Annotated in this window: 17 protein-coding genes; 8 read left to right on the top strand and 9 right to left on the bottom strand. The window is 50.8% G+C overall.

The window, feature by feature from the left end; translation table 11 throughout:
• Positions 1 to 342 precede the first annotated feature (342 nt).
• Positions 343 to 1,638, top strand: a complete 1,296-nt coding sequence (locus DFR42_RS14910) for a GspE/PulE/PilB domain-containing protein (RefSeq protein WP_110255785.1) — start codon at positions 343 to 345, stop codon at positions 1,636 to 1,638.
• Positions 1,639 to 1,704: 66 nt separating this feature from the next.
• Here DFR42_RS14910 and DFR42_RS14905 read toward each other — a convergent pair whose 3' ends face one another.
• From DFR42_RS14905 to DFR42_RS14885, 5 genes are read right to left on the bottom strand one after another with little or no spacing between them, the layout of a single operon-like run.
• On the bottom strand, positions 1,705 to 2,559 hold the full coding sequence (locus DFR42_RS14905; RefSeq protein WP_146218860.1) for a hypothetical protein: 855 nt from the start codon (positions 2,557 to 2,559) through the stop codon (positions 1,705 to 1,707).
• Positions 2,560 to 2,579: 20 nt separating this feature from the next.
• Positions 2,580 to 4,406 (bottom strand): CHASE2 domain-containing protein, encoded by a 1,827-nt coding sequence (locus DFR42_RS14900; RefSeq protein WP_110255783.1) that lies wholly within the window; start codon positions 4,404 to 4,406, stop codon positions 2,580 to 2,582.
• A gap of 21 nt (positions 4,407 to 4,427) precedes the next feature.
• Positions 4,428 to 7,610 (bottom strand): beta strand repeat-containing protein, encoded by a 3,183-nt coding sequence (locus tag DFR42_RS14895; protein WP_110255782.1) that lies wholly within the window; start codon positions 7,608 to 7,610, stop codon positions 4,428 to 4,430.
• A complete protein-coding gene (locus DFR42_RS14890) occupies positions 7,607 to 9,937 on the bottom strand; it encodes a CHAT domain-containing protein (protein WP_110255781.1) in 2,331 nt (776 codons plus the stop codon). The genes DFR42_RS14895 and DFR42_RS14890 overlap by 4 nt, the downstream gene beginning before the upstream one ends.
• A gap of 11 nt (positions 9,938 to 9,948) precedes the next feature.
• Positions 9,949 to 11,589 carry a ShlB/FhaC/HecB family hemolysin secretion/activation protein gene (locus DFR42_RS14885; protein WP_110255780.1) on the bottom strand — a complete coding sequence of 547 codons (1,641 nt, stop codon included), beginning with the start codon at positions 11,587 to 11,589 and terminating at the stop codon, positions 9,949 to 9,951.
• A 374-nt stretch (positions 11,590 to 11,963) separates the two neighbouring features.
• On the opposite strand from DFR42_RS14885, the gene DFR42_RS14880 reads away from it, so the two are divergent.
• Both DFR42_RS14880 and DFR42_RS14875 read left to right on the top strand, forming a co-directional pair.
• Positions 11,964 to 12,335 carry a GFA family protein gene (locus tag DFR42_RS14880; protein WP_245936984.1) on the top strand — a complete coding sequence of 124 codons (372 nt, stop codon included), beginning with the start codon at positions 11,964 to 11,966 and terminating at the stop codon, positions 12,333 to 12,335.
• Between the two features lie 38 nt (positions 12,336 to 12,373).
• Positions 12,374 to 13,015, top strand: coding sequence for a LysE family translocator (locus tag DFR42_RS14875; RefSeq protein WP_110255778.1), 642 nt, complete (start codon positions 12,374 to 12,376; stop codon positions 13,013 to 13,015).
• An 11-nt stretch (positions 13,016 to 13,026) separates the two neighbouring features.
• Here DFR42_RS14875 and DFR42_RS14870 read toward each other — a convergent pair whose 3' ends face one another.
• The 4 genes from DFR42_RS14870 to nirB form a co-directional block, all read right to left on the bottom strand.
• Positions 13,027 to 13,428 (bottom strand): GNAT family N-acetyltransferase, encoded by a 402-nt coding sequence (locus tag DFR42_RS14870; RefSeq protein WP_342766850.1) that lies wholly within the window; start codon positions 13,426 to 13,428, stop codon positions 13,027 to 13,029.
• 75 nt (positions 13,429 to 13,503) lie between these two features.
• Positions 13,504 to 16,266, bottom strand: a complete 2,763-nt coding sequence (locus DFR42_RS14865; protein ID WP_110255776.1) for a nitrate reductase — start codon at positions 16,264 to 16,266, stop codon at positions 13,504 to 13,506.
• 63 nt (positions 16,267 to 16,329) lie between these two features.
• Positions 16,330 to 16,674: a nitrite reductase small subunit NirD gene (gene nirD / locus DFR42_RS14860; protein WP_110255775.1), complete on the bottom strand. Its 345-nt coding sequence runs from the start codon at positions 16,672 to 16,674 to the stop codon at positions 16,330 to 16,332.
• 24 nt (positions 16,675 to 16,698) lie between these two features.
• Positions 16,699 to 19,128 (bottom strand): nitrite reductase large subunit NirB, encoded by a 2,430-nt coding sequence (nirB, locus tag DFR42_RS14855; protein ID WP_110255774.1) that lies wholly within the window; start codon positions 19,126 to 19,128, stop codon positions 16,699 to 16,701.
• A gap of 371 nt (positions 19,129 to 19,499) precedes the next feature.
• Here nirB and DFR42_RS14850 point away from each other — a divergent pair, with 371 nt between their 5' ends.
• The 5 genes from DFR42_RS14850 to DFR42_RS14830 all read left to right on the top strand — a co-directional run bounded on the left by DFR42_RS14850 (position 19,500) and on the right by DFR42_RS14830 (position 25,715).
• Complete coding sequence (locus DFR42_RS14850) at positions 19,500 to 20,714, top strand: nitrate/nitrite transporter (protein ID WP_110255896.1); 1,215 nt, start codon at positions 19,500 to 19,502, stop codon at positions 20,712 to 20,714.
• A 19-nt stretch (positions 20,715 to 20,733) separates the two neighbouring features.
• On the top strand, positions 20,734 to 22,446 hold the full coding sequence (locus DFR42_RS14845; protein ID WP_110255773.1) for a bifunctional protein-serine/threonine kinase/phosphatase: 1,713 nt from the start codon (positions 20,734 to 20,736) through the stop codon (positions 22,444 to 22,446).
• 361 nt (positions 22,447 to 22,807) lie between these two features.
• Positions 22,808 to 23,749 carry a sensor histidine kinase gene (locus DFR42_RS14840; RefSeq protein ID WP_170133538.1) on the top strand — a complete coding sequence of 314 codons (942 nt, stop codon included), beginning with the start codon at positions 22,808 to 22,810 and terminating at the stop codon, positions 23,747 to 23,749.
• A gap of 7 nt (positions 23,750 to 23,756) precedes the next feature.
• Complete coding sequence (locus tag DFR42_RS14835; protein ID WP_110255771.1) at positions 23,757 to 24,896, top strand: sensor histidine kinase; 1,140 nt, start codon at positions 23,757 to 23,759, stop codon at positions 24,894 to 24,896.
• Positions 24,897 to 24,920: 24 nt separating this feature from the next.
• A complete protein-coding gene (locus DFR42_RS14830) occupies positions 24,921 to 25,715 on the top strand; it encodes a LytR/AlgR family response regulator transcription factor (RefSeq protein ID WP_110255770.1) in 795 nt (264 codons plus the stop codon).
• Positions 25,716 to 25,745: the final 30 nt, after the last annotated feature.

Raw genomic sequence — 25,745 nt, 5'->3', positions numbered from 1 at the left:
CTTGTCAAATAATTTGGCACTGATCTGACACTGTTTTGGAAAATAATTAGAACTCATTTCATAAATAGGATGAGATGCGTTCTAGTAAAAAAACGCAATTGGGCTGGGCCAGGTTGAGTACCCTGGCCCATCAAAAATACATGTCTTTTAAGCAAAATTAATAGGGTCTGATGGTATCATTTGCAATGTATATACATAAAATGCCAAGCATTCCCTGCTTAAAATTGTTAAACCCAAGTATTTTTTAAAAACCAGGGCCAAGCTTATCAGTGTCGCAATGACGACATAGTCAGGCTGTGGCAAAATAGCCGGGATTGAAATTCCATTGATGAAAGCTAATTTATGAGTTTTGTACGCCGTATCCAACAAGATAAGTATGATGTCTACGATAAAGAGGACGTGCATGCTCGCTTACATTTCTTCAAGAATCTGCAAACCATCACGAATGCCATCCATTCAACCAGCAATATCGAGCAAATCATGCTTGATTTATCACAAAGCATTTGTGAACTGTTTGATTGCGAGCGCCTGACGCTGTACTCGGTTAATTACAAGAAAAATGCCATAGAATCCAAGGTCAAGACTGGCCTGACTTCGTTCAAGGATTTTGCCCTGCCAATTTCTGAAAAAAGCATTGCAGGCTTTGTGGCGATGAGCAAGCAATCCGTCAATATCAGCAATGTCTACGATGAGGCGGAACTTAAAAAGTTTTCCCCCAAGCTTGAGTTTTTGCGCCGTGTTGATCAGCGCACTGGCTTTCGCACCAAGCATATGCTGGTCGGCCCGCTGATCCATGAGCAAAGCAATGAATTGCTGGGTGTACTGCAACTGATTAATAACCGTAATGACTGCCAGTTCCCGCCCTTGCTGGAGGAAGGCTTCAAATACCTGCGTAACACCCTGGCGGTTGCTTTCGCACAGCGCCTGATGTCGCCTCAGGTCATCCATACCAAGTTTGATTCGCTGATCAAATCATCGATACTGTCGATACCCGAACTGGGTCTGGCTGCACGTGCTGCGCGTCGTAAAGGAGTGGACGTCGAAGAAATCCTCATCGATGAATTTGAAGTCAGCCCGGCAGATATCGGTAATTCGCTGGCGACTTTCTTTGAGTGCGATTATCAACCATACAAGGCAGACCGCCAACGTCCTGAAGCACTGAAGAACTTCAAGCGTGCCTATGTAGAAGACCATCACTGGCTCATCCTTGAAGAAAATGCAGACAGCCTGATTGTCATGACGACCGACCCTGAGCGCGTCATGGCTTCACGCATAGTACATAGTCTCTTCCCTATCGCGAAAATCCAGTATTGTGTGACGACACAAAAAGAGTTCAGGCAAACGGTAGATCAGTTCTTTGGTGATGCTGAGAATGTAACGGCAATCACTGAACAAAATGCCCAGGATGCGATTGATACAGTGTCTGCAGCAGAAAAAGCTTTGCTGGCGCAAGTTACGGAAACCATACAGGAGGCTTTTGCCAAAAGCCACCCGGAATTCCAGATTGACGTACGTTCACGCGAAGATAAAACTGTCAGCCGCATGCACAAGGATGGTTCTGTGCAACGCATCGCTGGTCAGGTGATCGTGGATTTCCATGTTGATTTCCTCGATACCGGGATGAATACAGCAGCATAAAAAAACGCCACTTTCGAGTGGCGTTTTTTCTTGGTGGGTAAGGTCTTGTTGAGCAAGGGAGCAAGATCAGGGAGCGACTTCAGACATTTTTTGCAAGTCAGGGCGCTGCTTCGCTATCAATTGCCAGACTTGCCGGGCCTCGGTAAAGGCACGCTTGCCCTGCAACATGGCAGCATACATGACCCACTCTTCTACTGCGGCAGTTTCTGATGGCTTCAGATCATTAAGGCTGGCTGCTTCAGTCTTGCCAGCCAGTTTGAATTCTGCCTTGGCGGTACTGGTCTTGCCATCCTTGGCTGAAACATATCTGACTTGCCAGCGGTAAGTTGCGCCTTCCTCCAGTTTCACTTTTTCTGGCAGTTGCCAGGTGTTTTCTTTGGTTTTATCACTGAAAATCAGCTTTTCATCCATGTCGTGAATGCTGATATCAAATTCTGCCGCTTCTGCCGATATCCAGTTGAATACCGGGCGGCTACCCAGCAATAAAGAATTGTTTTCCGGCGTCACAGCCAGAATACGCGGCGGCAGCTGACGCATGCGTACCGCACCGGCAATTACATTACTTGTTTCTGTGGCGCGCACCAGTTTTTCTGCCATGGGTTTAACTACGGCTTTTTGCCCTTGCACACTGACGATGCTATCTTTTTCTACCGTGACGGTCGCAGGCCCGGTCAGTTGATATACCGCACGTGTCGCATAGAGTGACAATGAGGCCCTTGCACCTGCCTCCAGGGTGATTTGCATTTTAGGCTGCAGATAAGCCAGCAATTGCAGTTTTGAACTTACCCCGTTAACTTCCATCTTGCCATTGCCCTGCACATCCAGGACCATGCCCAAAGCGGCTTGTGCACGCGCCTGCCCGCTAAGAAGTGCAAGCACCGTCATGGCTATCAGCAAGCAACTGCGCATTATCGTATTCATCTTCATTACCTTCCAAAATATTATGCCTGCACGGGGTGCCAGCCATAGACCGCAATGGCAGAACGCCCCTTGAGATTTTTATCACCCAGAGCAATCAGGGCATCAGCCTCTGCCAGCCTGGCAACTACTGTTGCCGAACAAACGACAGGATAACCCACATCCTTGCACAAGCCCTCGATTCTCGCTGCCGTATTGACTGTATCGCCGATGGCAGTGTACTCATGCCGCTCGGCTGAGCCGACCTGACCTATGACCGCATCACCCGCATGCAAGCCTATGCCTATCTGCAAAACCGCTTTGCCTTCCGCCTGTAATTCCTGATTCAAGATGCTGAGTGCGGCCAGCATCTCACGCGAAGCATTGAAGGCATTCTGCGAGGGATTATCCAGTTTTTGAGGGGCACCAAAAAACGCCATTAATCCATCACCAATGAATTTGTCTATGGTACCGCCATGGTCGTGGACGATTTTGCTCATGACGGCGAAGTAGCGATTCAGGAGACTGACCACATCTTCTGCCTGAGCGTGTTCACACAGGGTCGTGAAGCCACGTATATCAGAAAACAAGACACAGACAGGCAAACGGCGGCTTTGCGAAGTCTGATCTATGCGCCCTTCAACAATTTCCTGCATGACTGCAGGGCTGACACGGCCAGAAAAAGCCTTGCTCAGGCGCTGCTTGTCGACATAATGCTGCCATGCTTGCCAGGCAGCGCTACCCGCCAAAGCCAGCAAACCCGTCAGGAAGATAGCCGTTGGCGGCAACCATACATCATATTGCATGGCGATACCGCTGGCGGCAAGCAAGCCAAGGCTAGCCATTAAGAAGACGATCAATTTGATGCGTATGCTGCGCCCCAGCCAGAACAGTGCGAACAAGGCTGACAAGGCAAACAAACTGGCTGTGCTGGCCTGCTGCAACAAGCGTTGATTCAAGAGGCTGCGCAATAACTGGGCATGGGCCAGCACACCAGGATTGGGATCATTTGCAGGCAGCCATCCTGCCAGAGAAACTGGCAAATCCACCAGATCGACAGCATCCATGGTTGCCCCCAGCAAGACAACTTTGCCACCAAAACGCTGCTGTAATTCTGTCACTTTGCCCTGCTGTGCGAGTTTCAACACTTCCTGCAGTGGCACATATTTGAAGGGTGCGCCCAGGCGATAATTAATAAGACCGCTCCATTCCCTGCGCATGCCTGCTGCTGCAGCGATTTCTGTCGCCAGGCCGCGGGCAATGCGATCTGGCTGACAATCAGCCCCAGGAAAACGGCGTATGCGCTGGTCGCTGTCACGGCAAAATTCAGCCGAAGCGACAGCCTGGAATTGCTCACCCTGCATACCCAGTATGCCCGCATAATCAAGCTGGATATCGCGATAATGCGCATGCTTCATATCCCAGACCTTGGCTACCACGACAGGAGTAGTCTGTATGGTTTCCAGCAGCCCAGCCAGCAAGGTCTTATGAAAATCCTGGGCATCCTTGCGGGTCGAGACCAGGGTATCGAAACGCTTTTCTGGCAGGCTTAAATCCATGCCGACTACTTTGACCCCAGCCTGATTCATGGCTCTCAAGAAGTTGGCGAGATGGATGTGATTCAGACTCAGTGGCTCATCCACTTCATCGAGAAAGGCTTCATCCAGACCGACCACAACAGGGTCTATATCTACATGCTGAGGGAAATATGCACGCGACAAGCTGAATTGCAGATCCAGTACCTTATTGTCGACCAAATGGACAGCGGGCAGGTGCAAGAGGAGCATGGCCAATGCCAGCAATATCAACAAGCCCAGCGCTTGCAACAAGCGCGGCGTGAAGAATTTTTGCAGGGATCTGGTCTTGGTCATGTCGGTCTAGCTTAGCAGCAATCAGGGTCTTAATAAACCGGTGGCACTCGGCAATAAACCACCACGCCCGGCAGTACTCAGTGAGCTGCCACCACCAACCCGGCATAAATCAGTCAGCAAATCGCCCAGGTCATTGGGCTGCGCTGTCAAACTCAACAGGCTGGCAGAAAAATCAACTTGCGGGCTACTCAGCCTGACGACGCCGTTAACTCCGTCAGGTGCCGCTGCCTGTATCAGGTTCTTGCCGCTGCCATCAAATTTCTGTGGCGGGCCGCCAAGTACCAATTGGTTGCCACTGGCGATGGTGGTATTCACCTGTATATTCACATTACCGCCGCTGGCAGCTTTGGCGGCTGTATTGGCCTGCACAAAGCCACTGCGCAATACCATGGCTGGTGCAGCAATGCTGATATCACCGCCATTACCACCCTGGTCAACTTGCGTGCCGGTGACTGAAGTCGTGATTTGCGAGCGTTCAAGCACCAGGGCGCCATTGCCTTTGATACTGATGGCACCACCATTACCCTCGAAGGCACTGGTGTTGACGGCACTGCCTTTCATTAACAGGCGGTTGGTATAACTGATCTGTATATCGCTGGCTGCGACATTGGCACTGGCCGAAGCCGTGATCTGTGCCTGTTGCAATTTGATGTCAGGCGCATCAACGCTCAGCAAAGTTTTCGTCGGCAGTTTATCCTTGCTGACCTGGGCGGCATTACGTATAGACAGCAAGCCTTGTTCTATATCCAGGTTTTCATTCGCTTTGATATTGATATTACCTGTATAACCGCTGGAATCAGCGCCAGCTTCAGAGCTGATGATGGCATTGCTGGTCAGCTTGATTTTATCGGCATTCACATTCACCTCACCGGCCTTGCCTCTGGCGTAGGCACTGGATGAGATTTGCGCCGCATTGCTCATTTGCAGTTGCCTGGCCGTGACATTGACCGTACCAGCATTTCCCACGGACCTGCTGGTGTATTCATCACCGGCATTGGCACTGCTGAATATGCCGGTGTTCAAGGTTTTCACATTGCCATCATCTTCATTGACAGGATTGCTGATCTTGCCATCGAGCTTGATATTGGCAGCATTTACTTTGACTGCACCGGCCGAGGCTGTGGTGTAACTGATGGTAGAAGAAGATATCTGCCCACCATCTTTAAGGGATAAATCACCTGTAATATTGACACCGACATTGCCGGCATTGCCTTGCGCCTGTGTGCCAGCATCGCTATAAATGCCGGTGACAAGCCCCTTGCCATCAATGTCCAGGCTGGCCGCATCAATCGTGACACTGCCGCCATTGCCGACAAAGCGGGTGGCAGAAGAAATTCTGGCACCGCCTTGCACTAGTATGGACTGATTCGCTTTGACTGCGATACTGCCAGCATTACCCACGCCTATGGTTTCTGCCATGATGCCGCTGCGGTCACCATCCAGGCTCAGGGTATTGGCAGCAACAGTAATGGCACCGCTATTGCCGCGAGTATAGGTGGTCGATGAAATACGTCCGCCACCAGTCAGTGACAATTTATCAGCCACGCTGACGTCGATATCCCCACCGTTACCGCCACGGAAACTGGCAGAGGTACGGAAATCACCAGCATCGCTATAGATACCCGCTTCCACTCCCTGCCCATCTATATGCAGGCTATTGCCAACAAATTTGATCTTACCAGCCTGACCAACATCAAATGCCGATGTCGAAATGCCACCCTCAGACAGAATGCTGGTGGCACCACTGATATTCACATTCAGGTTACCTGCATTGCCAGCACCACCAGAAACACTGTTAATGCCAGTAGAAACTGCATTACCGTTAATCAGCAATTCTGCAGCATTGATCTTGATGTCGGCACCCTGCCCTGCGGAGTAAGTTGCGGTCGATATCTGTGCGCTATTCAGGACACTCAACTTACCCTTGGCAGTGACTTCAATATTACCGGCATTGCCGGTCCCATTATTAGTGGTGCTCAAGAAACCAGTCGATGGCCCGTTAGCCTCTGCACCATCCAATACAATTTCATTGGCAGTGACGCGCACATTGCCGCCATTACCTGCTGTGTAAGTTGATGATGAAACCAGCGCACCATTCAGGATAGCGAGCTTGCCAGCTACATTGATATCAACATTCCCGGCATGGCCAGTATCTTCATTACTCTGGCTGAATATTCCGCTGAGCCTGCCCTGGCCATCCATGCTGATCGCGCCTGCATCAATTTTGATCGCACCTGCATTGCCTGCTGTGAAGGTGGAAGAAGAAATGCGCCCGCCATTTTGTATGCTGAGTTGCTGGCTGGCGGTAATCAGCATGTCGCCAGATTTGCCATTACCTTCTTTGGCATTGCTGAAAATGCCTGTGAGCTGACGGCTGTCCTGAGCATCGATCAATATCTGGCCTGCCTGCACACGTAACAGATTGCCATCCACATTATCACTGACAGTGGTATTGATACTGCCACCATTGAGGATACTCAGGCTGCCATCTGCTTTTGGCAAATCACCATTGAAACCAGCCTCGACCTTGTTTTTTCCGGTAGCGATCACGCGCACTGCGGCACCAGGGGCCAGGATAGTGGCGTCATTGATGCTGATATCACCAGCGGCAAGCGTCAATGACTGTTGAGCACGCAGGCTCAGGCTTGCGCCATCCCTGAATTCAAGAGATGTCGAGTTATTCCCCAGAAAACCGAAAGCCTCTGGTGCCGCAGCGGACAAGGTACTAGCTTTTGCAGTATCAACATAGAAATTACCATCGGAAAATTTAACATAGTCAGCCGTGCTGATATGCAAACCAGCAGGCACATCAACTGCTGCGCCCACACCAAAAATCACACCAGCGGGGTTGATGAAATAAAAATGTGGCTGGCTGCCTGAAGCTACATTCAACTTCAGCAATCCGTTGATATTCGAGGCACTGCCGCCAGTGACGCGGGCAATCACATTTTGCAAGGCAGTCGTGGTGGTAAAAGTGGCTGACTCGCCACTCTCTATACTGAAGTTCTTGAAGCTGTGAAATAAATTGCCGCCTTTTGTTGTTCCCAGATTTTGCGGGACGACAAAATTACCATTGAGATTTTGCACGGGGCCGACAGTACCGTCAGTGACAGCACCCGCCCATGCGACTGCAGACATGTTTCCAAAGGCCAGCAAAATACTTAATTTAAGCACGCCGACAGAATGTGATCGTGATGTGATCATAACCAGCTCCCTACCATGATGAATGGAGCCCAATAAAAAGGGTGATTGAAATTATTATTCTTCATCAACATCAACTGGGCCTTTTGCAATGCCTGCGACTTGCTCGTTGCTGGCTCTGCCAGGTTGCGATAAAACTGTCCCATTAACAGAGTAGCAGCATCATCAGATACTGGCCAGAGTGAACCGAGGGCGCTCCTAGCCCTGGCTTTCAGTGCAGCACCGCTCAGACCCAATGGTGCCCTGTCATCGCCCTCGGCGGTTTCACAGGCGGACAGGGTTAGCAATTCCAGTTCCCGGCTTTTCAGACTGCCTGCTCTCAGGAATAACTGCAGATTATCCATGGTGATGACATCATCATGCGCCATGACAAAAGTGGTATCGGCAGTCCCACCAAAAACCCCATGTGACGCAATATGCACGATCTGGTAATCGCCAGTTTTTACTTTCTGGCTAAAGGCAGCAACGGTAAAGCCTGCGTTGAGGAGAGTCTGGCTGCTGGTGAGTTTTTCCAGTGTACGGATTTCTTCATCAACACCGGCCAGCGCCAGCATTTGCTGCAATTGCTGATGCTGGCCTGGTTTGCTGGTAGCAGATTGCGCTAACTTCCCGGTAATAACTGCATCTGCAGATTTGGGTATATTGCGCAAGCTGCGGGTCAGAACGGCTCTCGCTACTTGTCGCTCATTGATGACGCCGGTCTGCTGGCTGGCACTCAACAATTGCTCGACCATGGCCGTCGGCAGTTTATCTACCACCGCGCCAGGTTCACTCATGCCCGCCAATAAAGTCTTGAAACCACTGGTTTGATGACTGCGGGCATCGGTATTGGTCAGGCTCAAAGCGGGCACGACCGCAATGGCATATTTTTCTATGGCAAAACGCTGCCCGTCATGCAAGGCGGCAAAGGGTAATAAGCGCAAAGCGCCATCGGGCACGATGACCAGGGTGCGTATGTCTTGTTGCGCCAGCTCGGCATCGACTGGTGTCAGCAGGGCTTGATACAGCCGTTTTGCCTGGGGCTGGAACGACAAATTATCTTTCAGGGTGTTACCAAAATCAATGACATCCGCACGCAGCTTGGTTGCTGACATGGGCAAACTGTGGCGATACATGCCCTTGCCGGTTTCCAGCAAAAGTTCCAGCCGGTCCGGCAAAATAATCGGATACAGTATTGCGGTGTCGCTGGCTATGATGGTGCTTTTGCGATTTGCCCTGGCGGTATCGACCGCACAACGGTCGCCGAGATAATCCTGCAACTCGGTTTGTTTCAGCAACTCCAGCACATCGCGGGCGCGGCGCAATTGTGTATTTTTTTGTGAGACATCGAGCTTGTCAGAAGTCTGCAATAACAAATCTGCCAGACCCAGATAAACCGGCTCCAGCGTTTCTCGGAAAGAAGAGCGGCCATCCTGGTATTCCACCGGTATGTCGGCACGTATCGCTTCTATATGCTCAACCGCTCGCTGATAGGCAGCAATGGCCTCGTCAGCTTTGGCCAGTTGTCGCAACACGCGGCCATGACGCCACTCAATATTGATGAGCAAGTCATGTGCTTCCAGACCTTGCGCTACCAGCAGGGCTTGATCTGTCAGCAGCAAAGTATCATCAAAGCGGCGCGCATCTTCGTACAACTGAACCAGTTGATCGATAGCCTCCAGCTGCAATCGGGTCTGGTTTTGTTTGGCAGCCACAACACGCGCATGCTCAAAAGCCTGGAACGCCAATGCCTGCCCGGCTGCGCCCAGCGCTTTGGCTTGTGCACCCAGATTCAAACTATAGCGTGCTGCTTGCGTGCTATTTCCAGCTTGCTGCAAACGCAGCCACAATGTTTGCAGCTTCTTTAACTGCTCAGCAGCAGGCTGTTTTTTTGCATACAGCTTATGCTGATTGAGTTCTGCGCTGATGGCGATTGCCGCATCATTTCCAGCCAGCTTCAATGCATTATCGTAATAATAAGCTGCCTGTTCTATATGGCCCTGTTGCTGCTGCCAGTTTCCAAAGTCTATCGCATAAGCAGCTTTATCGATTTTATTGTCTGCTTTTTCAAAAGCGAAACGCAAATAAGGCTCAGCTCTGGCAGCCTGGTGCGTTTGCCTGTAGCTTTGAGCCAGGGCAGATGCAGCCCTGACTTTATCGCTGTCGGTTCCTGCCTGGGCATAAGCTGTTTGCAAGCTAATCAGTGCCTGGTTGTAATTACCACTGGCACAGTCACGCAAACCCTGCTCTAGCGAACGTTCGCTGGCAAAAGCAACGGGGTTGACGCAACACAGGGCAAACAGGCCAAGCTTCAACATGTGCTTGAAAGCTGGGGCAAAATTCGTTGTCATATGCCGCACTCTCAAAATAGATGGTAAGTTAATTGAAAATGCAGGCCGTGGTCTTGCAAATTGCCGCTATTTTCTCCAGGTAGGCTGATGAGTTTTTTTGCCAGGAACAGGTCTGCACTCCACTTTTGTCTATGCCAGTTCACACCTGCCCCTATGGATGCCAGTCTTTGGGCAGACTCATCCTTGTTGCTGGCGCTTGCCATATCAGTGTATGCAATGAGTTTGAACTGCCCGACATCTTGCCAGGCAGGCAGAGGGTAATGGTATTCCATATTCACTAGCCAGGCACGGTCACGTACGACTGCATTTTCACGGTAGCCACGCACGCTGGCGACGCCACCCAGAGAAAATCGCTCCAGCGGTAACAAACGATCCGGTGTTTGCTGAGCCGATGCCCGCAAGACTATTTGCTGCCCCGCCTGACTCAGGTTTTTTACATATTGCAGTTGCCCGGTCCAGATACGATAGTGTTGTGCCGGAATCTGTGGGCCAGTCTCACTGCTGTCTATATTATTGCGACCAAAGGCAAATAAGCTGCGCAGGGCCAGTGCCTGGGTTTCCCAGCGTTCTGTCCATTCCTGAGAAAAGCGCAGTACCCTGGTTTTTGAATAACCATCAGGCTCACCTGGCGTGAAGGAAAATGCCTCACCCAGCAAACTGGTCTGGCTGTCACGCAGGCTATATACCAGGCCCAGCTCGACTTTTCTTTGCAAGCGGTTCACCAGAGTCTGGCTAAGGCCCAGTTCGTAACCAGAACTACGGCTTTTGATATCCACTGCGGCCAGGGATGCACCGACGACTGAAGAACTGCCCTGATCTATGTTCAGCTTCAGGCTGGTACCTGCACTATTGAGCGGCATGGTCCAGCCCAGATGCACAGGGTCAGCGCCCTCACTATGCGCCACACTGGCTTCCAGATAATCGCCATAGCCACTCAGATTGCGCATCCAGCCACTCACACCCAGCACTTGCGAACCTATTGAGGGTGCCCGATAATTATTGGTATACAGATTCATGCCATAAGCCTTGGCACGTAAGACTTCCATATCCAGTATTGCCATGCCTGGCTGTTCACCGGGAATAATGCGGCTATTGATTTTTTCGAACAGCGGGTCCGTCAGCAATAATTGAAAGCGTTGCTGCAAGACTGGCATATTGAAAGCCTCGTCTTGCCTGAGCAATCTTTGCTGTAAATAGGCTGGCCGTAAATTGCCTTCGCCCCTGATCCTGACTTCACTGATCCGTCCTTCTATCAGACGAACTGGTACTACCCCGGCAGGAAATGGCTCCACTCCTTCTGCTACCTGCAGCGTTGCGCCAGAGTTCAGATAACCGCGTTCTACATACAGGCGCGAGATACGGGTACGCAATTCTTCCAGTTCAGCATAGCTGACGCGCTTGCCGACGTAAGCCTGCACCATTTGCTGCAATTCAGCAGTGCTGATCATGGCATTGCCAGTGAATTGAAATTCAGTCACCAGAACATCCCTGCTTTTTGCCTGTACCGCTGGCAAATTGAACGTGGATGCTGCCTTTGCCTCCTGTGCCAAAGCCACACCAGCCTGCGTGCAAGCCAGAGCCACGCCTGCAGCCATCAAACCCGGGCGCAATACGAGGCAAAGTCGTTTTGCATGATAACAAGAAATTAACATGATGAACGGCCACCATTACTGGTATGGTCATCTGCGGACATAGCCTGACAAATAAAGCGCATGGGAATGGATAAAAAAGAGATGGGCAAGTCTGCTGCAAACCAAAATACAAGGAAATACTGAAACAAAATACGCAATGACCCGGCATGATAAGTCCATTGCTATTTCATTACAACGATACCAAGGTATGGCTTACATTTGGACACATCTGAAACAGGCAGACAAGGCTTTATGGCAAGTGGGAATGGACAGGGGCAAAATTGTCATGGTGAAATGACCATGGCAGCGCAGTTCCCGGCAGGAAATTGTACCGGTACACCTGCGCAACAGTGCTTTAAGATAAGCCTGACACATCATTCAAAACAGGTAGACAAATGCAAACATCCGGCACTCGCTCCATGCAAACTTATCAAGGCAGTTGTCACTGTGGCGCAATACGATTTGAAATTGCCACAGACTTCCCCGAACTGACCATGTGCGACTGTTCTATTTGTCGCCGCAAGAATGCCTTGATGGTGAAAGTGCATGAAAGCCAGTTCAAGCTGCTGACTGGTACAGAATCGCTGAGCGAATACCAGTTCCATAGCCACACTGCCCACCATTATTTTTGCAAAACCTGCGGCATCTATCCTTTTCATCGCAAGCGCGTGACGCCAGACAACTTTGGCATCAATGTATATTGCCTGGAGAATTTTGATCCTGCCGGTATCCCGGTACGCCAGGCAACTGGTGCAAACATGCTTTAAGCTGGCAGCAATTTTTTATACTTCTCTCTATTCAAATCATGCAAACCCAGACCCTGCTTGCTTTCACGACGATTGCCGGATTATCCATACTCAGTCCCGGCCCAGCCATCTTGTTGTCTCTGAAAAATGGTGCCAGCTATGGTACCCGCTCCGTGATGTGGTCTGCCCTGGGGAATGTCAGTGGCATATTTTGCCTGTCAACGACAGCCTTTCTGGGCCTGGGGGCTTTGCTGAATTCTTCTGCCTTCCTGTTTGCGGCAGTCAAGATCATCGGTGCGCTGTATTTGTTTTACATAGGCGTAAAACAATTGCTAGGAAAGGGTAGCGTGCTGGCGCAAGAAACGTCGCACGCGACACTGAGCGAAAAACCCACTAGAAAGAAATTATTTGGTGAAGCTTTTTTGACGGCCTCAACCAATCCCAAGGCATTGATGTTTTTCACGGCACTGTTCCCGCATTTCATTAATCCAAATGAGGCACTGGCGCCGCAGTTTTTCATCCTCATGAGTATCTTCATGGCGATGTCTTATCTGACGCACCTGATGTATGCACAACTGGCAGCACGAGCCATGCATGTACTGGTCAAGCCACGCTTTGTGAAATGGATTAACCGGGTAGTGGGTGCAGCCTTTATTTCCTTTGGCGCGATGTTGCTGAGCTTGCGCAGACAAACCGCCTGAGGCAGCAAGCTTCAGGCCATTAAATCTTTTTCCATGAAGACGCTCAAGGGGTCTTCATCATATGTCCCAAAAGCAGCCCGTTCAGCATAACCGAGGCGAAAATATAAACCCAGTGCCTCGGGCTGCCTGATCCCGGTTTCCAGACGGGCTATGCGTATATCCCGTTCCAGCAATTCCTCTTCGAGTGCACGCATGATGTGCTTGGACAAGCCTCTGCCGCGAAATTCATCAGGCACAAACACGCGCTTGATTTCCCCATAGTTTAGCTGCTCATCGTCATCAAACAGGATAGTCACAGCGCCACAGGCAGCCAGTTGTCCATCTATATGACAACCCAGAAAAATCACATTATCTTGCGCCAGTGCGTCCACACTTAACATGTGATTGCTCTCGGCTGGATACAATCCAGCCATGTAAATGTCAGACATACTCAGCAAACTACCCGCAGCTTCTGAAGCTGGATCTATTCTCTCTATCTTCATGTTCTTTTATGTGACACTTTCCTGCATGTTGAAACTGATCATTTTCTTGAGTTCTGGCACACAAGAACCGCAATTCGTTCCGCATTTGAGTTTGCCCTGCAAGCCTGTCAGAATGTCGGCAGGCAAGCCTTCCATGTCCTTGAGACTTGCCTTGATTTCTGTATCTGTCACGTTCAAACAACTGCAAACAACTTTGCCGCGGGCGGCAAAGCCTTGTGGTGCAGTAGTGCTTGGCATAAGCAACAGGCGCCCCAGTCTGGCAACTGGCTCCTGCGCTTGCAGGAAGTCCTTGAGCCAGCTTTCAGCAGACACATCTCCCGCCAGCGCCACAGCAGCCAGACCACCTTCTTTTACCAGAATATGGCGCGAAACACTGCGGCGCTTGTCGTCATAGCGCAAGATCTCAGCACCCTGTATGCCAAACAACTGCTCGATTTTTTCCAGAACTTCAATTGCTACCGCTTCTTCATTGGCAGCACGGAAGATCACGCCCACTTTATCGCGACCAAATGGTGTGCAGGATGCATAGGCAAACTCGCGCATATAAGGGCGCAAGGCAGTTTGGACGGCATACGCTTCTTCACTATCCAGCCAGGCGAATACCACAAAACGCCATGGTAACTCTGCCTTCAAAATCTTGACGGCGGCGGCTTTCAGTTCTGGTTGTTTTGAGCTGGGATCTATCGCCGGCGAAGTCAGTGCATTCACGCCATAGCTGGCATTGTGGGCATGGCCACGGCCTGATACATATTCTTCACCCCAGTGCATGGCGATAAAGACTTGCCCTGCGCGCTGCTCATCACTTTCCACTACCGGCAAGATAACAGTGCCACGACGACTGCTGACATGCACCAGATCACCAGATTTCAAAAATCGCCTTTGCATGTCGCTGGCTTCCATGCAAATGCCAGGTTCAGAGACATGTGCAAACAACTGCGCAACCGTGCCACTACGGCTCATGCCATGCCACTGGTCACGCAGGCGTCCCGTGTTCAATGAAAATGGATAGCGGGCATCAACACCATCCTTGACAGGCTGATACACAGTATTGATAAAACGTGCGCGCCCATTGGCTGTGGGGAAAATACCGTCTTCATACAAACGTTGTTTACCGGTGCTGGCACCAGTCGGATAAGGCCATTGCTGCGGCCCCTGCTGTTCCAGTATGGCGTATGACAAACCGGTGATATCCAGGTCACGACCACGGGTGCTATCGCGGTGTTCATTCCAGACTTGTTCGTCGCTATCGTACTTGAAGTTTGCTGGTGACTTGCCCAGCAAAGGGGCAAGTGCTTGCGCAAACTGGCTGGCGATTTGCCAATCGTGTTTTGCTTCACCGGGTGCGGGTATAACGGGGCGCACACGGGATATGCGGCGCTCTGAATTGGTGACTGTGCCAGTCTTCTCGGCCCAGGTACTGGCCGGCAGCAAGATATCTGCGTAGGGCACGGTGGCCGTGCTGGCATACGCTTCCTGCACGATGACCAGCTCGGCTTTTTGCAAGGCTTCACGTATCAGGTTTTGCTCAGGCATGGATTGCGCGGGATTGGTACAGACTATCCAGATGATTTTGATATCGCCCTGTCTGACTGCTTCAAACATTTCCACAGCAGTTTTACCTGGTGCAGAAGGCACATCATCAACACCCCAGTAGGCAGAAATTTCTGCCCTGTGCTCAGCATTGGCAAGGTCGCGATGACCCGACATCAGATTGGCCATGCCACCAACTTCACGTCCGCCCATGGCGTTTGGTTGTCCGGTCAAAGAAAACGGACCGGCTCCCGGCTTGCCAATTTGATGGGTAGCCAGATGCAAATTAATCAGTGCCGCATTTTTCGCAGTACCCGCGGATGATTGATTGAGACCCTGGCAATACAGCGACAGGCTGGCTTTGGATTGCCCAAACCAGCGTGCCGCCTGCACCAGATCAGCTTCCTTGATGCCGCAGGTCTTGGCGACGGCTGCTGGTGTGTAATCACGCACAGTTTGCTTGAGTTCGGTAAAACCCTCGGTATGCTCCTGGATATAGGCCAGATCAATTAAATCTTCCCACAGGCACAGATGCAGCATGCCGTTGAACAAGGCAACATCGGTGCCTGGCAATATAGGCAGGAATAAATCCGCTTCACGCGCGGTATCGGTACGGCGCGGGTCGGCAACAATCACTTTCAGGTTTGGATTTTTTTCCCTGGCCTGTTCCAGGCGGCGATACAAGATGGGATGGGCATACGCTGTATTCGAGCCCACGATGAAAATAACTTCTGCGAGATCTATATCTTCATAACAGGCAGGCGGTGCATCCGCACCCAGGGTCTGCTTGTAACCGGCAACCGCGCTTGACATGCACAGGCGCGAGTTGCTGTCTATATTATTGGTGCCTATCAAGCCCTTGGCGAGTTTGTTGAAGACGTAATAGTCTTCCGTCAGCAACTGACCAGAAATATAAAATGCCACACTGTCAGGGCCATGCGTCTTGATGGTGTTCGCAAACTTGCCCGCCATGCTGGCAATGACGCTATCCCAGTCGCTGCGCAGTCGCAACTCTCCACGCATGGTGGGATCGCGCATTTCAGGATACAGCGCCCTGACCTGTTGCTGTATTTTTGCATCTGCAGAAAGATGCAAAGTGCTGCCCTTGCTGCACAGGCGGCCAAAATTGGCGGGATGATCAGTATCACCGCGCACGCCAGTTATCTGCCCGCCATCGCTTTCTATCACTACACCGCAACCAACGCCGCAATAACAACAGGTAGATTTGGTTTCAGTCATACATGCCTTTAAGTGCACGCTGCATCACATACTATGCATAGTATGTGATGCAGCGCATTTTTTCTATGCCTCTATTGCGAGTGTACGTAACTCATTTGCATCCAGATATACCTGATCTGCATCCACCTTCAGACTGAACTTCTGGGTACAGCCCTCATCTGGAGAAATCGCACAACCTGTGGGCAATTCTATGTTCCAGTTATGTAAGGGGCAGGCTACTCTTTCGCCAAAGACTATGCCTTGTGACAAAGGGCCACCTTTGTGCGGGCATTTATCCAGCAGGGCAAAGACCTTGTTTTCTGTATTCCTGAAGATGGCGACATCCGGCTTGGCGGCACGTGCAACCACGCGTGCACCCAATACGGGAATATCTTCTACACGACAAATAACTTGCCATTCCTGACTCATGTTTTTTCCTCTCAAAAAATGGCGTTATGCTGGCAGGCGTTCGAATTGGCGCGTATCGACCTGGGCTTTTTCTGGTTCATGCCATGGATCAGACTCACCTTCCAGTGCAAACAGCAAACGTTGATACAAGTCTTTGCGGCGCTCATGGTCTTCCAATATGATTTTCTTCACATAATCAAGGCCGACACGTGCGAGGTAATGCACGGTGCGCTCAAGGTACCATCCTTCTTCACGGTATAACTGCAAGAAAGCACCGGTATATTCCATGACTTCTTCATGGGTTTTCAGCTTGACCAGGAATTGCGCGACTTCGGTTTTGATACCGCCATTGCCACCTACGTAAATTTCCCAACCGGAATCGACACCAATCACACCGACGTCCTTGATACCTGCCTCGGCGCAATTACGCGGGCAACCTGACACAGCCAGCTTGACCTTGTGTGGCGAATACATGCGTGCCAGTTCGCGTTCCAGTTGCTGCCCCATGAGGGTGGAGTTTTGCGTACCGAAACGGCACCATTCGCTGCCCACACAAGTTTTTACGGTACGCAGACCCTTCGCATAAGCCAGGCCAGATGGCATGCCCAGGTCTTGCCATACGGCGCGCAAATCTTCTTTCTTCACACCCAGCAAGTCAATACGCTGGCCACCGGTGACCTTGACTGTTGGTATCTTGAATTTATCAACGACGTCAGCAATCCGGCGCAATTCGCTGGCATTGGTTTCACCGCCCCACATACGCGGGATAACGGAATAAGTACCATCCTTCTGGATATTTGCATGCGAACGCTCATTGATGAAGCGTGATTGCGGATCATCCTTGGCTTCACGTGGCCAGGTAGAAATCAGGTAGTAATTGATGGCGGGGCGGCAGCTGGAGCAACCATTAGGTGTGCGCCATTCCATGAATTCCTGCACACCAGAGACCGTCAAGAGCTTGTTGGCCTTGATGGCATCACGCACTTGCTGATGGCTATGATCAGTACATGCGCACATGGGTTTGACTTTAGACGCAGTCGAATAGTCGCCACCAGCAGTGAACATGATGATCTGCTCTACCAGACCAGTGCAGGAGCCGCAGGATGCCGATGCCTTGGTATGTTTGCGCACATCATCCAGCGTGAACAGACCTTTTTCCTTGATGGCCTTGACGATAGTGCCTTTGCAAACACCGTTACAGCCACAGACCTCGGCCTCGTCCGGCATGGCAGCAGCCTTGGTGTGGCCTTCATGACCAACGTCGCCGGTATTTGATTCACCAAACATCAGGGAATCGCGGATTTCAGAAATATTCTTGCCTTCGCGCAGCAGTTTAAAATACCAACTGCCATCGACGGTATCACCATACAGGCAGGCACCAATCAGCTTGTCATCCTTAACGACAAGCTTCTTGTAAACACCACCTATGGGGTCAGATAGAATGATTTCTTCAGTGTCTTTGCCCCCCATGAATTCGCCGGCAGAAAACAGATCTATGCCTGTCACTTTCAGTTTTGTGGATGTGACTGAACCCTGGTAGCGGCCTATGCCAAAATTGGCCAGGTGATTGGCGCAGACCTTGGCCATTTCAAACAAAGGCGCAACCAGGCCATATACCGTGCCACGATGATTAACGCATTCACCGACAGAGTAAATGCGCGGGTCATAAGTCTGCATGGTGTCATTGACGATAATACCGCGATTGCAGTACAAGCCTGCAGATTCTGCCAGCGCCGTATTGGGGCGTATGCCAACTGCCATGACGATCAGTTGTGCGGGGATTTCCAGACCATCAGTAAAACGTATGGCTTTGACATGACCAACATCGTCACCAATGATGGCTTCGGTATTTTTTTCCAGCAGGAAGTTCAGGCCACGATCTTCCAGCGATTTTTGCAGCATTTTGCCAGCAACAGGGTCAAGCTGACGCTCCATCAACCAGCCAGGCAAATGCACGACAGAGACACTCATGCCGCGCATTTTCAAGCCATTGGCGGCTTCCAGACCCAGCAGTCCGCCACCGATGACGACAGCATGCGTATGCTTTTCTGCCGCCTCTATCATGGTATTGGTGTCGTAGATATCGCGGTAGGCAATCACGCCTTTGAGATCCTTGCCAGGCACAGGCAGCATGAAGGGAGTCGAGCCAGTTGCCAGCAACAGACGGTCATATTCAGTCTGTGTGCCATCTTCGGCGATCACCAGGCGACGAGCCCTGTCTATCTTGACGATTTTTTTACCGAGATGCAGCGTGATATTATTTTCTTCATACCAGTCAACATCATTGAGCATGATGTCCTTGATGGTTTGCTCACCAGCCAATACAGGTGATAGCAGGATACGGTTGTAATTGGCATAAGGTTCTGCACCAAATACGGTAATGTCATACAGGTCGGGGGCGATCTTGATTAATTCTTCCAGGGTACGCACACCTGCCATACCATTCCCTACCATCACTAGCTTAAGTTTCTTCATGGCTGCTCCTTTGCTTGTCTCCCCAGGCTCTAAGCAAGAGCAATGCCAGTTCATTTTTTTCAGAGGGAAGACCAGGCTGCTTTTATAAGCCTGCACCATTTTGACTACGCATTAATATGGTTTTCACTGCAGAAAACTGACAAATCCCCAGTTGGTGACAATGCCAATGCCACTTTTTGAAGCAAGTCTGCACGCCCCTCACCGGACTCACACAAAATACAGCCATTCTGGTGCATTGCACCATTTAATTCAGATGACGCACAGTTTTCGCGCAGTAAGTTTTGTTTTTAATCACAAAGCAAGGCCGGGACATGCCCATTTTGATGGCACGTCCCTTGCAAGTGGCATGCATGTTCACTATTGGAGCGATCATGCAAAAAACATCTTTCTGGAAAGCCGGGCACACGCCCACCTTATTGGCATCCTTCTTTTATTTCGACCTGAGTTTCATGGTCTGGGTATTGTTGGGGCCACTCGCCATCCAGATTTCCAAGGACCTGGGCCTGACGGCTGCACAAAAGGGCTTGATCGTTGCTACACCATTATTAGCAGGTGCGCTGTTGCGTATCGTCATGGGTGTGCTGGTCGATCATTTAAAGCCCAAGAAAGCCGGTTTGATAGGGCAGATCGTCGTGCTGGCAGGCTTATGCTGGGCATGGCTGGGTAATTTGCACACTTATGAGCAATTGCTATTCCTCGGTGTGATTTTGGGTGTGGCAGGTTCGGCCTTTGCAGTGGCATTGCCGCTGGCATCGCGCTGGTATCCGCCTGAGCATCAGGGCACTGCGCTGGGGATAGCGGGTGCAGGTAATTCTGGCACCGCTTTTGCCGCACTGTTTGCACCCGCACTGGCAATCGCCTTTGGCTGGCAAAATGTGTTTGGCCTGGCGCTGATCCCCTTATTTATAGCACTGGCGGTTTATCTGATCTTTGCCAAAGATGCACCTGGCGATGCGCCTAGCAAATCCCTGACTGAATATCTGGCAGTCTTGAAGGACAAAGACGCCTGGTGGTTCATGTTCTTTTACAGCGTGACCTTTGGTGGTTTTTCTGGTCTGGCATCTTCTCTGACGATTTATTTCAATACGCAATATGGTTTAACGCCAGTGACAGCCGGTTACTTCACTGCTGCCTGCGTCTTTGCAGGTTCACTCGTACGCCCCATGGGTGGCCGTATTGCCGATCGCATAGGCGGCATCAAAACCCTGTCTGTCATGTATACCATCGCCTCTGCCTTCTTGTTCATTGCCTCCATCGGTTTGCAATCTGCGACTGCAGCGGTATGTGTATTCGTGATTGCCATGCTGGCTTTGGGTACGGGCAATGGTGCGGTGTTCCAGCTGGTGCCGCAGCGTTTCCGTAAAGAGATGGGTGTCATGACTGGCCTGGTGGGCATGGCAGGTGGCATAGGCGGTTTTTATCTGGCGGCCAGCATGGGTTATTCACGCCAGATCACCGGCAGTTATCAAATAGGCTTGTCGCTTTTCGCCAGCCTCGCCATCATCGCCTTGCTGGGTTTATCATTGGTCAAGAAACGCTGGCGCACGACCTGGGGCTCTGCCGCCATGACTACTGCAAAAATCTGAATACACAAAATACACAAACATGCCACTGACAGTCAGCACAGGACATCACAGCGTCGCTGGCTTGCGCCCGCGTAATGAGGACTTTGTCGGCATGGTCACGCCAGGCGAACCTGAGCTGTCCTGCAAGGGCATGGTGCTGGCCGTGGCTGACGGCGTCTCTGGCAATGAAGGCGGGCGCGAGGCGGCTGAATATGTGGTACGTGGGTTGCTCACCGATTACTATGCCACGCCCGATACCTGGGAAGTAACGACTGCACTGGACAAGGTACTGGTCGCCATGAATAGCTGGGTGCAGCAGCAAGGCTCAGTACGCCGTGAGCTGGCAGGCATGGCCACCACCATGACTTCTCTGGTCTTACGCGGTCGCATGTATTACAGCGCCCACGTGGGCGACACCCGCTGTTACCTTTTGCGTGACGATGAATTGCAAAAACTGACCCAGGACCATGTCTGGGACAGGCCAGAGATGCAGCATGTGCTGACCCGCGCCATCGGCCTAGACAGCCACCTCGTCATCGATCATGGCATGGGCGAGCTGCGTGTCAACGATGTCTTTTTGCTGGTCTGTGATGGTATCTGGGCCAGCCTCACAGAATATGATCTGACAGATTATTTGAAGCAGGTCAGCACAGGCAAGCTGGGCAGTGAAGCTGCCTGCGAAGCTTTATGTACAGCGGCATTGAAAGCAGGTTCACAAGACAACTGCAGTGCCGTGATAGCACGTATAGACAGCTTACCGGAAGGCGAGCTGCGCGATGCCATCAGCGAACTGCATGCCCTGCCCGTACCGCCACGCCTGAAGCCCGGCCAGACCCTGGATGGCTATGCCATAGAAGAAGTCATGCACACTTCACAGACGACGGTACTGTACCGTGTCAGTGAACCATTCCATCACCGGCAACTGGTGTTAAAAACCCTGCATCCGGACAAGGCCAATGATGTACAGGAACGCTCGGCCTTCGCGCATGAAGCATGGCTGGCCAAGCGCGTCGTGGCTCGCTTCTTCCCTCAGGTTATCACTCCTGATCAGAGAAACTACCTTTACTATCTCTCGACCTGGCATGCCGGTGCATCCCTGCAGCAAAGGCTGGAAGCCGGTCAGCACTTCACCATACCTGAAGCCGTTGCCTACGGCGGCAAACTGGTACGCGCCATCGGTGCGCTGCACAGGCGCAGCATTTTGCACCGGGATATCAAACCTGCCAATGTCCATCTTGGTGATGATGATGAGATCCGCATCCTTGACCTGGGCGTAGCCCAATCCGGTTTTGACAGCCAGGATGGTCAGGGCAATGCCAGCCACAGCATGGCAGGTACGCCCTCATTTCTGGCACCGGAGCAATTCCAGGGTGCTGCACCTTCAAGGTCTACGGATCTGTATGCCACCGGCGTCACGCTCTACTACTTACTGACACGTCACTTTCCCTATGGCGAAGTCGAGCCTTTCCAGCGTCCCAGGTTTGGTGAAGCGACATCACCAGGCCGTTATCGCCCTGACTTGCCGCACTGGCTGGAAAATGTCTTGCTCAAAGCTGTGGCACGTGATGAAGCTGATCGTTTTGAAACTGCAGAAGAGTTTTTGCTGGCATTGGAACGTGGTGCCGCCCATCCCTTGCCGCCCCCGCAAATCAAGCCCCTCGCCCAGCGCGATCCGCTGGCAACCTGGCGCATGCTGGCAGTCTTATCCATTGTCGCCAATGTACTCATGTTATATCTAATAATTGCGCGTTAATATCCTGATACTGGTGCATGCAGTTCATCCCTGTTTTCACCGGACTGATCCCTGCATGCTGGAATAATATGCACATAAATGACATAGTCATTTAAATTACCGGGGGATAAGCTCAGCACGCTTGCCTTTGGCAAATAACTTCACGCAAAATAAACACGATATCCTGAATGACCATGCATCAACTGCATTTCCTATTGCTTACTTAATGATGCCTGCAAACAAAGTCTGCAAACTCCCTGGCTGGCCTTGCTTCCTGTCCATACTCGCGACATGGATGCTGGTGATACTCTTCTTCAGCCTCGCAGATTATGCAGATTTAATAAAAATAGGAAAGCCAAAAACATTTGCGTTCGTACTGGCAATGAGTGCAATCTCATTCTTAAGCTATATCCTGCTGAGCGCGCTCCTGGCAATCATCTTCGAGAACTTGCCTGAGCGCTGGCTGACTGCGAAATACCTGCTCATACTGTATGCGCTGGTGATATTGCTCTTCTTGCCACTGGAGATTTGCTATGAAGTAAGTACAGTCTATCTTTTGATCAAGAAGAAAAGCCCGCCCCCAGTTTTGCTCATGTTGACAGACACGTCAGCCATGGCCTGGTGGTTATTGGGATTTCAGGCCAGTGTTGCCTACTTTATGCAGGTGGCTATTACACTCTGGCAGCGCGGGCGCGAACAGGCTTTACGTACTCAGGACTTGCGCCAGAAAAACCTGATGTTGCGATTATCACTGATGCAGTGTCAGCTTGAGCCTTATTTCCTGCTGAGCTCACTTGATGGCATAGGCAATCTGATAAGGGTAGCTGACCGCAGTCTGGCTACCACAGCATTGGCACGCCTGAGTGATTTATTGCGCTATGTATTGCGCTCGACTGACAATGAAACTCCTTCCATGACTGACGAGATAGGTTTTGCAAAAGCCTATCTGAGCTTGCAGGAGTTACGCTATGGCCAACACCTGCAAGTCAAATGGACATTATCAGATAATGAATGGTGCGCTGTATCCTGCCCTCCCCTGCTACTGCATTCCCTCATAGAACAGGCCCTGCATTGTTCAGTCACGTCAAAGCAGGAAAATCACAACTTACTGTTGAGCCTGGAGCAGAGGGCCAGCATGGTCCAGTGTTGCATTACTGTCGCACTGGAGGCTGCCATAGCATCGCCGGACATGACACAAATCGACTCTGTAAGGGAAAGACTGGCAATACTCTATGCTGGGGCAGCCAGCCTTGACCTGCTGCAAGATAAGGAGCGCATCTGTATCACCATGCTTATCCCCGTAACCGAATTCCAGGATACTTAGACATAACATGGAAATCACTACGCATTCCACCGCAGCAAGCCCGGGCAGTCATTCTGGCAAGCGGGCAGCATATCTTAATTTGCTATTTACTCTGTTGATCTGGTTACTGATTGCCAGTCTGCATGCACTGGCTTCTTATAAAGATGCACTGCGAAACACACTGCGTAACAGCGCAAATGCAAAGGCATCCTTTGACTATATAGCCATACTGCCAGGTTATGCGCTGCTGGCCATAATCAGCTATGGCTTCTACATTGCTTTTTCACGAAAAACCGAAAGCATGCTCAAGACCAGGAATATTCTGATGTCAACCTGCATGATCGTCATACTGGGGCTTCCTGTACTGACCGGCCTGGTGCTATTCATGGAAACTACCTTTAGCCATCCTGATGCGATGAGCATGAAAGCAGGCTTTGACCAGCGTTCCGGTTTTGCTTTTTTTACCGATGCAGTACTATTGTTGTTTGCCTATCTGATGCAAGTCGCCTATGCGTTTGGCTTAAAAGGCCAGGCAGAAAACCTGGCCTATGCACAACAAAGCAATGAAAGCCTTGCTTTAAGACTACGCCTTTTGCAGGGCCAGTTAAAGCCGCACTTTCTTTTCAATGCCCTCAACAGCATCAGCGCACTCGTCAGAACAGCGGACAGGGAACTGGCATCCAGCGCGCTGGAAAAACTGAGTGCCCTGCTACGTTATGTTGTTCATTCAGGAAAACATGAATGGCTGAGTGTTGCTGACGAAATCGCATTCACCAAAGCTTACCTTGATATGCAAATGCTGCGCTATGGTGAGCGAACCAGTATCAGCTGGAATATGCCGGATGAAGCATGGCAAGACCTTGCCTGCCCGCCTTTATTATTCCAGCCACTGGTGGAAAATGCCATTCACCATGGCGTGGAACAAAATCATGAAATTTGTCATTTGCAAATTGGCCTGGCAAAAAAAGGCGATTTGCTGGAGTTTCGCATCACCAACCCGCTGTTCAAGCAGACAAGCAGCAAGAAGGGGCACGGCCTGGGCATATCTGCAAGCCGCGACAGGTTGGCCATCCTGTATGGTCAACAGGCAGCACTGCGTACCGATGTCACAACGGATTCTTATACAGCCATACTCGAATTTCCCGCAATGCATTTGAAGCATGCATGAAACTCATCATCTGCCATACTTATCATGAACAATACTAGCCTTAAAAAAATCTTGCTGGTTGACGATGAATTACCGGCTCTCGTCAATATGCAGTTTGTCTTGTCCGGCAACCCTGACTGGCAACTGGTGGGGAGTTGTTATTCCACCGCACTGGCCAGGGAGTTCATGCAAAAAACGCCAGTAGACCTGATCTTGCTTGATATAGAAATGCCAGAGCAAAACGGTCTGGATTTTGCCAGGGAAATTTGTGCTCGGCCTGATGCACCTCTTATTGTCTTCATCACTGCCTATGATCAGCATGCAGTCAGTGCATTTGATGTATTTGCACTTGATTACCTGCTCAAGCCCTTTGATGATGAAAGATTCAACCTCATGTTGCAAAGAGCCTTGCAATTACTGGAGTTAAAACAAAAGGCAATGAATGCAACAGCGATACAGGATTATCTGCAAGACCGCACTGCATTTGACGAAGGAAAGCGCAGCCCACAATTACAGCAGCTCATCATCAAATCCATAGGCAGTACAGAGCGCGTCAATATCGATGAAGTGATCTGGCTCAGTACTGCCGCCAATTATGTCGAAGTCCATTTGCGTAACCGCGTTGTCCTGCACCGTGCCACCATCACCGCCATGGAGACGCGTCTACCAGAAAATCAATTCATACGACTGCACAGGACAGCCATCGTGCGCTGTGATGCTATCCTCAACCTGAAAGTCAATGCTGACGGCGGCCATCATGTGCAACTGAGCAATGGTGATGAAGTCAGAGTCAGTGAAAGCTATTTGAAAAACCTGAAAAAATTGTTTACTGCCACCTGAACAGATCTGCAAAAAAACAACGCATATCCA

It is taken from the genome of Undibacterium pigrum, assembly GCF_003201815.1.
Taxonomy (GTDB): Bacteria; Pseudomonadota; Gammaproteobacteria; order Burkholderiales; family Burkholderiaceae_D; genus Undibacterium; species Undibacterium pigrum.
The sequence above is the reverse complement of the archived record's forward strand: the minus strand, read 5'-3'. Positions and strand labels throughout refer to the sequence as shown.